Raw genomic sequence first — 8,816 nt, 5'->3', positions numbered from 1 at the left:
GATTACTCACTAAAACGCTTCGCTGTTCAGTTTTCAAAGAGCATTAACGTCAACTTTTATATCATATCAAATTAACGTTTTGTTGTCAACGATTTTTTTGATTCCTCTTTTCAAATCGAATCTGCAGCGACAACATGGTCTACTATATCACCCTGAACCCGATAAGTGCAAGACACAAAAAATGGAAACCAGTCTTTTTCAAAGCCAAGACTGGTTTCCCGTTATCGGTTATTCTCCCGCTCTCTCCCTCATTAATGGGAAGAGCAGCACGTCGCGAATCGATGGGGAATCTGTAAGCAGCATTACCAGCCGGTCAATCCCGATTCCCAAGCCGCCAGTAGGAGGCATTCCGTATTCAAGCGCTTCGATAAAATCTTCGTCCATCTCGTGTGCTTCATCATTTCCTGCGGCCTTTTCCAGCAATTGAGCTTCAAACCTTTGCCGCTGGTCAATCGGGTCGTTTAACTCCGTGAATGCATTCGCATGTTCGCGAGCAACGATAAACAATTCAAAACGGTCGGTAAAGCGAGGATCTTGCTCATTTTTCTTCGCCAATGGAGAAATCGCTACCGGATGCCCGTATACAAATGTAGGCTGGATCAGTGTTTCTTCTATTTTTTGTTCAAAGAATTCATTTACAACGTGCCCAAACGTATGGTGAGGCTCGACAGTGATGCCGTGTTCTTTTGCCAAAGCACGCGCCTCATCATCGCTCATCTCTTTCCAGAAGTCGACGCCAACATGCTCCTTGATCAAATCAACCATATGAACTCGGCGCCATTTCGGAGTCAGGTCGACCGTATGTCCTTGGTACTGGATCTTTGTGGTTCCGAGCACTTCTAGTGCCACATGGGCAATCAACGACTCCGTCAACTCCATGATATCTTCGAAATTGGCGTACGCTTGATACAGCTCGATCATGGTAAACTCTGGATTGTGTCGCGTAGAAATACCTTCGTTGCGATAGACGCGCCCGATCTCGTAGACCTTTTCCAATCCGCCGACAATTAATCGTTTCAGATGAAGCTCTATGGCAATTCTCATATACAACTGCATGTCCAACGCATTGTGGTGCGTAATGAACGGACGGGCAGCAGCTCCTCCGGCAATTGCGTGAAGAGTTGGCGTCTCCACCTCTAAAAAGCCAAGTTGATCCAAATAGCGGCGCATCGAGGTGAGGATGCGGCTGCGAGCAATAAATGTATCCCGGACCTCCGGATTTACAATCAAATCGACATAACGCTTCCGGTATCGCGTCTCCACGTCCTTTAATCCATGGAATTTCTCCGGCAGCGGACGCAGCGACTTGGTAAGGAAGGTAAATTCCTGGACTTTCACGCTTAATTCGCCAGTCTTGGTTTTGAAGACGACACCAGTAACTCCTACGAGATCGCCAATATCGCTTAAATCAAACACCTTGTACAAATCTTCCCCGATTGCATCCAGGCGGATGTAGATCTGGATTTGCCCGGAACGATCGAGCAACTGCGCAAAACTGGCCTTACCCATTGCACGCTTTGCCATCAGCCGCCCAGCCAACGTTACGACGTGCTGCTCGGCATCCAGCTCATCTTTTGATTTTTCGCCGAATTTGGCAATGACGTCTGCAGCGTGGTCCGTCTGTTCAAACTTTTTCCCGAACGGGTCCAATCCCCACTCGCGAAGCTGATCCATCTTATCGTGCCGGACCTGCAGCAGCTCGTGTAACCCTTCCTGTTGTTGACCTTCCATTTGCATTTCATCTTCCCGTGCCATGCTATCTCTTCACTCCTCGAAAAACGTGTGGGGTAAACCAGGTTGCGATAAACGACAGGGCGTACCCCTGGTTAAAGCGGTACGCCTGTCGACCTTACAAACTGATATCTAAGATTTCGTATTGAATCACGCCTGCAGGCACTTGTACGTCTACAATCGCCCCTTTTGCCTTGCCCAAAAGCGCTTGGCCGACCGGCGATTCGTTGGAGATCTTATTATTCATCGGATCAGACTCTGCCGAACCGACAATAGTGTACTCTACAATATCGCCAAATTCAAGATCCTTCAGTCGAACGGTAGAACCCACGCTGACAACACCGGTATCGACGTCCTCATTTGTGATAATCCGTGCGTTGCGCAGCATTTTTTCCAGAGTGAGGATTCTTCCTTCAATAAAAGCCTGCTCGTTTTTGGCCTCTTCGTATTCCGAGTTCTCACTAATATCTCCATAGCTGATCGCTTCCTTGATGCGGGCAGCTACTTCTTTGCGCTTAACCGTTTTCAATTCTTCCAACTCTTGTTCCAATCGTGCTAGACCTTCTGGTGTGAGGATCACTTCTTTTTCGGACATCTTTAATTCCCCCGTTATTTAATAATTTCTCCCGGTACAAAAGTACACAGGATTATATGTAAATTCGCTGCATATTATACGGTTGGATGTCATCGATGGGTCAAAGGGAAAGCTGCCAGAGGTAAACTGGCAGCTTTATTCGATAATACGACGATTATAGGATATGAATTTGTGGTTGTCAATGTTTGGGTGCCGCTACCAATTCCAATTCTTCGGCATCAGCGTTTTCTACCCATTCGACATACTCGAACAGAATTCGGCGCAGTTCCTCTTCCGTTTCCACTTCATTAATGCGGTTCTTCGTCTGGGTAGCTCCTTTTAGCCCTTTTAAATACCAGGCGGCATGCTTACGCATCTCGAGAATGCCAACGCGTGGACCTTTTAGCGCAACGAGACGCTCGGCGTGAAGCAGACAAATTTCTACTTTTTCCCGCGCCGTCGGTTCGGGAAGCAGCTCGCCTTTTGTCAGATACTGAATGGTCCGGTACAGCATCCATGGGTTGCCGAGCGCTGCCCTGCCGATCATCACTCCGTCACATCCGGTCGAATCCAGCATCATCCGGGCGTCCTCAGGGGTAGCGACGTCGCCGTTACCGATAACCGGGATACTGACTGCCTCTTTTACGCGGCGAATCCAATCCCAGTCGGCTTTGCCCTTGTACATCTGCACCCGTGTGCGGCCATGAACGGCAATCGCCTGTCCGCCGGCCCGTTCGACCGCCTGGGCGTTATCAATCGCATACAGATGCTCATCGTCCCAGCCAATCCTCATTTTTACTGTTACCGGCTTTTCTACCGAATCGACGACGGCGGACACTACTTCATAGATTTTATTCGGGTCAAGCAGCAGACGTGCTCCCGCGTCGCAGCTGGTGATCTTCGGGACAGGACAACCCATATTGATGTCGATGATATCTGCATTGGTATGCTTGTCTACGTATTTTGCCGCTTCGACCAGGGTCTCTTTGTCGCCGCCAAAAATTTGCAGACTGAGCGGTTTCTCCCGCTCATCGACAAACAGCATATCTATGGTCTTCTTGTTGCCGTTGACAATCCCTTTGTCACTGACCATCTCGGCGCAGACAAGGCCGGTGCCAAATTCTTTTGCAATCAAACGAAAGGCCGGATTACAAACACCAGCCATCGGAGCCAAAACGACATTATTCTTCAACTCAATATCGGCAATCTTCATAATTCGACCTCCTCGGGAAAGGAAAAGGACACAGAAACGCTTGCGATCGACACTTTTACCCCCCAATAGAGAGGGAAAAACCGTCATAAGCGTTTTGTTATCTCTTAGTTATAGCACACAATTCTTCGTAATCTACTTGTAAAGTATTGGCGATCTTCCGTAAAACTGATTCCGTAGGCTTCCGCGTGCCCCGCTCCAACGACCCTACCAGAGCAAGCGATACCCCCATCTCTTGGGCCAGCGATTGCTGTGTATACCCCTTTAACTTCCGGAAGGCCCGTATCCGGTTGCCCAGTCGAGCATCCCCCATTTTCGCACCCCCTTAACATCATCCGTTTCGGCAATCCACTTGTCAATTGATTTATGTTCAAACGGTGGTGTATTCTCTTCCAAGACATCCCGCAGGGGAATGAGTACAAAAGCTCGGCTCAACATGGCAGGATGGGGAATCTTCAAATCGGGCAGTTGGACGGTTTCTCTGCCATACAGCAAAATGTCGATGTCGATCGTCCTTGGCCCTTTATGTATCAGGCGCTCTCGGCCCAGTTTCCTTTCAATCTCCATGGCTGCAGCGAGCAGTTCAAGTGGAGAGAAAACGGTTTTGACAGCCAAGACCATGTTTAAAAAGGCGGGCTGATCCAGATATCCGACCGGATCAGTTTCGTATACGGCAGATACCGCTGTTACCGTAATCTCTGGCATTTCCTCAAGGGCCCTGACAGCCTCAGCGAGGTAGCCTTCTCTTTGGCCCAGATTGGACCCCAAGGCCAGATATGCAAGAACGCTCATGTACCCGATACATCCCTTCTCGTCCGCACCATCTCGATCGCAACTGAGTCGTAATGCCCATTGATCGGCGGATTCGGCTTGGTCACTTTGACCTTTACTTCGGCAAAAGGAAACAGGCGAAGCAAGCGGACGGCGATTTGATTCGTCAGCGCTTCCACCAGGTGGTATCTTTCACCTTCGACGATTTTCTGAACCTGCGAGAAAATATCGGCGTAATTGACGGTATCGTCAAGTTGATCACTCTCGCCCGCTCTCGACAAATCAAGCGACAATTCCAGGTCAACAAAAAAACGCTGGCCCAACTCCGCTTCAGCCGAAAAAACGCCATGGTAACCGTAAAACGACATGCCGTTAAAATATATTTTATCCATTTTGGACGCCCCCTTTTAACATCGCGTCCATCATGCCGGCAACTCTTTTCATCTCCAGAACGTCGTGGACACGAACGATGTGGCAGCCCTTTGCCACTCCTAATGCCACCGTCGCCGCCGTGCCCTCCATCCGCTCCTCAACGGGCAGATCAAGGACATGCCCGATCATCGATTTTCGCGAGGTTCCAAGCAGTACGGGAAATCCCAACCCGACGATATCATCGAGGCGCCTCATGGTTTCAAGATTTTGATCCAAGTTTTTTGCAAAACCGATACCGGGATCGAGAATAATATTTTCTCTTTTCACACCGGCTTTTTCGACAATTTGCACCGATTCCCGCAAATCGCGGATCAGATCAGAAAAAAAGTCCCTGTATGAGACATTTTCTCGATTGTGCATCAGAATGATCGGCACCTGCAGGTCGGCAGCCACAGAAGCCATCCGCGGATCGCGTTTAGCTCCCCAAATATCATTAATGATATGGGCTCCAGCTTTGATCGCCTGCTCTGCCACCTCCGCTTTATACGTATCAATCGAAAGCGGGACGCTCAATTCAGCCGCCAGTGCCCGAACAACCGGCAAAATCCGGTCCAATTCGTCTGCCAAACCAACCGGTTCATGGCCCGGCCGCGTAGACTCTCCGCCAATATCAATCATATCCGCACCCTCTGCCACCAGTTGGCGGGCATGGCTGATGGCCCGTTCCACATCATTGAATCTGCCGCCGTCCGAGAATGAATCGGGGGTGACGTTGAGAATACCCATTATCAGTGTTCGCTGTCCCAGCGGCAGTATATGTGAACCGCAAACCAGTTGGGTTCGTCTCTCCAATTGGCTTTCTTCATCAAGCAATTGCTCGATCTCGGCGCCCAATTGGGCTGCGGCAAACGGCAGCTCTCCTGCAGCAGCAATTGCATCTTGGACCTGCTGCCGGGTCGCCACCAGCAAAACGGTTGCTGCTGTGCTCCCGGGGACCGCCTCCGTCACCTGAACGACAGCTTCTCCTCCGCAATCCCTGAGCTTTCGCCCAAACAGGTCTGCAGTTTCAAATGGGACCTCCTCCAAATGGATCATCAGCGTCTCTCCCTTGCGAGCTGCTGCCGGGATTTCATCTGGGTAGGCGCCTATTCGCTTCAATTCAGAGACGACTGTGGATCGGTCGCCAGTGTGAATCACGTACGGATTATGCTTCATAATCACAACGAACTCCTCACGCATAATGTCGATAGCATATCATAATCAACAGTACAATTCTACTTAACGATGCAAGTGAACACAGTTCCTTCTCAGCAGGGATAAAGTCCTTGAACCCCAAAGCACCCTATTAGGGGTTTCCGGGCCTGGCCTGACTGGATGGCAGAAGCGCTGGCTTTGCTTCATCGAGCGAGCGCTCATCTCTACCTCTCGGGAAATAGGTCAAACCAATTAGTTCATTGGTAGCAGCATCCCTAACGAGTCTCCATATAACATAACATAGAACCCATTAAGCTGTAAGCATTCAATTCGCGATCTGGAAACAACAGTATATGGGTAAAAGGGACCTGACGACAAATGCCGCCTGCGAGAGGCGGCATTTGTTTTTACTCGTCAAACTGAAAGAGTGGCGTCGACAGATAGCGTTCGCCGTTGCTTGGGACTATGGCTACCACTTTTTTACCCGGCCCGAGCCGACGGGCAACCTGCAAGGCCGCAAAAACCGCGGCACCCGATGAGATTCCTCCAAGAATCCCTTCTTCTCTTGCAATCTGGCGCGCTGTTTCGAAAGCCTGTTCATTCTCCACTTTGATAATTTCATCGTAAATCTCGGTATTTAAGATCTTCGGCACAAATCCCGCACCCAATCCCTGCAGCTTATGCGGACCAGGCTTTTCTCCAGAGAGTACAGCTGAGGCAGCCGGTTCTACCGCTACGATTTGAACCTGCGGATAGGCTTCCTTCAACACCTCTCCCGCTCCTGTAATCGTTCCGCCCGTTCCGATGCCGGCGATAAATGCATCGATTCCGCCCAATTCCTTTGCTTGTGCCAGCAATTCGCGGCCTGTGGTCTCGCGATGCACTTTTGGATTGGCTGGATTGTTAAACTGCTGCGGCATGAAGTATGAAGGATTTTCCTTAACGATTTCCTCCGCCTTGCGAATCGCCCCGCCCATTCCTTCCGAGCCGGGGGTCAGAACCAGCTCTGCTCCATATGCCCGGAGCAGGTTGCGGCGCTCCATGCTCATCGTCTCCGGCATGACAAAAATCGCCCGATAGCCTTTAGCGGCTGCTACCATTGCCAGACCGATTCCCGTGTTGCCGCTGGTAGGTTCGATAATCGTATCACCTGGCTTTAACGTTCCGTCCTGTTCTGCCGCTTCCACCATCGCTAGGGCAATCCGGTCCTTTACGCTGCTTCCCGGATTAAAAAACTCCAATTTCAAATAAATATCTGCCATATCTCCACTGACGACACGGTTCAGCTTTACCAGAGGTGTTTGACCAATCAGGTCGGTAATCGTCTGGGCAACGCGCATATTTTCCCCTCCCAATACCGAGTAATATACTTGGTTTTATCGGCATTATACCAAATATTTCGGTACAGCGTCAATTATCGTTTTTCCGTTACTCTATCTTGCTTGCAATGTCTTGCAGTGCCGGTTTGTCGAAATGATACCGCTGGTTGCAAAAATGACAGTGAACTTCCGCTTCTCCCTGCTCTTCGATCATGCTGGTAAGCTCTTCTTTTCCCAAACCGTGCAGGATATCTCTAATTTTCTGTTCGGAACAGGTACACTTGAAGACAATCTCCTGCCGGCTTAATACCTTCACATCTTCCAAGACCCGCTCCAAAATCTGTTCAGGTGACAGCCCCTCGCCAATCAACCTGGATACCTGAGGGAGTTTTGCCACGTGCTGTTCGATTTTTTCAATCACCTCATCAGGTGTTCCCGGCAGCAGCTGGATGATAAACCCGCCGGCAGCGATGACTGCGCGATCTTCCGGATTGACCAGCACACCAACCCCGACAGCAGAAGGCGTCTGCTCCGATACCGCGAAGTAATAGGTAAAATCTTCTCCGATCTCACCCGAAACAATCGGAGAGCTTCCCTGATAGGGCTCACGCAGTCCCAAATCCTTTACTACATAAAGAAACCCCTCTGTGCCAACAGCCCGTGACACATCCAGTTTCCCTTTATCATTTAACTCAAAGTGAACGTGAGGATTCGTGACGTATGCCCGAACCTCTCCTTTGGCATTCGCTTCCGCTACAATTTGGCCGATCGGGCCGCCCCCTTTTATTTTAATAGAAAGGTGTTCTTCCCCCTTCAACATTGCTCCCATCATCGCAGAGACAGTCAGGGTTCGCCCCATTGCAGCACTTGCAGTATTCCACATGTCATGGCGGCGCCGGATTTCTTCAACTACCTCCGTCGTCCGTGCGGCAAACGCACGAACATGTCCGCCAAATCCGGTTGCCCGAATCAAATAATCGCTCATATCATGTCCTCCTTCGCAGCTTGCCGTTAGTGTACCACAAAAAAACCCCCGGCAGTGATTCCGCCGGGAGCCCTATCGCACATAAACAGTCCTTACGCTTGAACCTGCTGCTGTCTGCCTGCCGCTAGCGATCGGACATACTGGCAGAGTTCGTCGACTATTCCTTGAATGCGTTTTTGCATTTCCTCATTTACCAGTTCCCTTTGCTCATTAAAGTGATCTGGATCGACAACGATCTGATCTGGCAGGACCAGTGCGTAGACGCCGCGCAGAACCGTTCGCATATTGTTCAGTGCATTAACGCCGCCCTTGCTTCCCCCCGAAGCTGCTGAAATGGCGACCGGCTTCCCGCGAAAGTGGCTGCCGCTCAAAAAATCGAATGTGTTCTTTAGTGCTCCGCTCATGCCGGCATGGTATTCCGGAGAGCATATGTAAAAGCCGTCTGCCTGTTCGGCGCAGCTTCGCAGCCGCTTTACGGCTTCATCTTCGGCTTGGGCTTCGCTTCCATTATATAAGGGAAGAACATCCGTGCCGACATCAAAGTTCATCAGCTCAACATCACTTCTTTTTCTCAGTTCCCGCTCCACTGCCTGAATCAAGCCTCGGGTCCGCGACGTACGGGTAGCGCTGCCGCAAATAAGCAATATTTTCAAGTTCGTA

Annotated in this window: 10 protein-coding genes; all 10 read right to left on the bottom strand. The window is 50.3% G+C overall.

What is annotated here, in order from left to right; all coding sequences use genetic code 11:
• Window positions 1-228: 228 nt before the first annotated feature.
• Window positions 229-1,755, bottom strand: a complete 1,527-nt coding sequence (gene lysS / locus ACI7RC_RS23675) for a lysine--tRNA ligase (protein ID WP_408110649.1) — start codon at window positions 1,753-1,755, stop codon at window positions 229-231.
• A 94-nt stretch (window positions 1,756-1,849) separates the two neighbouring features.
• Window positions 1,850-2,326 carry a transcription elongation factor GreA gene (greA, locus tag ACI7RC_RS23670; protein WP_408110648.1) on the bottom strand — a complete coding sequence of 159 codons (477 nt, stop codon included), beginning with the start codon at window positions 2,324-2,326 and terminating at the stop codon, window positions 1,850-1,852.
• 178 nt (window positions 2,327-2,504) lie between these two features.
• A complete protein-coding gene (gene dusB / locus ACI7RC_RS23665; protein WP_408110647.1) occupies window positions 2,505-3,518 on the bottom strand; it encodes a tRNA dihydrouridine synthase DusB in 1,014 nt (337 codons plus the stop codon).
• Window positions 3,519-3,615: 97 nt separating this feature from the next.
• On the bottom strand, window positions 3,616-3,828 hold the full coding sequence (locus ACI7RC_RS23660; protein WP_408110646.1) for a helix-turn-helix domain-containing protein: 213 nt from the start codon (window positions 3,826-3,828) through the stop codon (window positions 3,616-3,618).
• Complete coding sequence (gene folK, locus ACI7RC_RS23655) at window positions 3,780-4,307, bottom strand: 2-amino-4-hydroxy-6-hydroxymethyldihydropteridine diphosphokinase (RefSeq protein ID WP_408110645.1); 528 nt, start codon at window positions 4,305-4,307, stop codon at window positions 3,780-3,782. The genes ACI7RC_RS23660 and folK overlap by 49 nt, the downstream gene beginning before the upstream one ends.
• Window positions 4,304-4,678: a dihydroneopterin aldolase gene (gene folB, locus ACI7RC_RS23650; RefSeq protein WP_408110644.1), complete on the bottom strand. Its 375-nt coding sequence runs from the start codon at window positions 4,676-4,678 to the stop codon at window positions 4,304-4,306. Before folB ends, folK begins: the two co-directional genes overlap by 4 nt.
• Window positions 4,671-5,873 (bottom strand): dihydropteroate synthase, encoded by a 1,203-nt coding sequence (gene folP / locus ACI7RC_RS23645; RefSeq protein WP_408110655.1) that lies wholly within the window; start codon window positions 5,871-5,873, stop codon window positions 4,671-4,673. The genes folB and folP overlap by 8 nt, the downstream gene beginning before the upstream one ends.
• Before the next feature lie 386 nt (window positions 5,874-6,259).
• A complete protein-coding gene (cysK, locus tag ACI7RC_RS23640; protein WP_408110643.1) occupies window positions 6,260-7,192 on the bottom strand; it encodes a cysteine synthase A in 933 nt (310 codons plus the stop codon).
• Between the two features lie 88 nt (window positions 7,193-7,280).
• On the bottom strand, window positions 7,281-8,156 hold the full coding sequence (gene hslO / locus ACI7RC_RS23635) for an Hsp33 family molecular chaperone HslO (protein WP_408110642.1): 876 nt from the start codon (window positions 8,154-8,156) through the stop codon (window positions 7,281-7,283).
• A gap of 92 nt (window positions 8,157-8,248) precedes the next feature.
• Window positions 8,249-8,809: an NADPH-dependent FMN reductase gene (locus tag ACI7RC_RS23630; RefSeq protein WP_408110641.1), complete on the bottom strand. Its 561-nt coding sequence runs from the start codon at window positions 8,807-8,809 to the stop codon at window positions 8,249-8,251.
• Window positions 8,810-8,816: the final 7 nt, after the last annotated feature.

The sequence above is a fragment of the Brevibacillus sp. B_LB10_24 genome, from assembly GCF_046036945.1.
Classification (GTDB): domain Bacteria; phylum Bacillota; class Bacilli; order Brevibacillales; family Brevibacillaceae; genus Brevibacillus_C.
The sequence above is the reverse complement of the archived record's forward strand: the minus strand, read 5'-3'. Positions and strand labels throughout refer to the sequence as shown.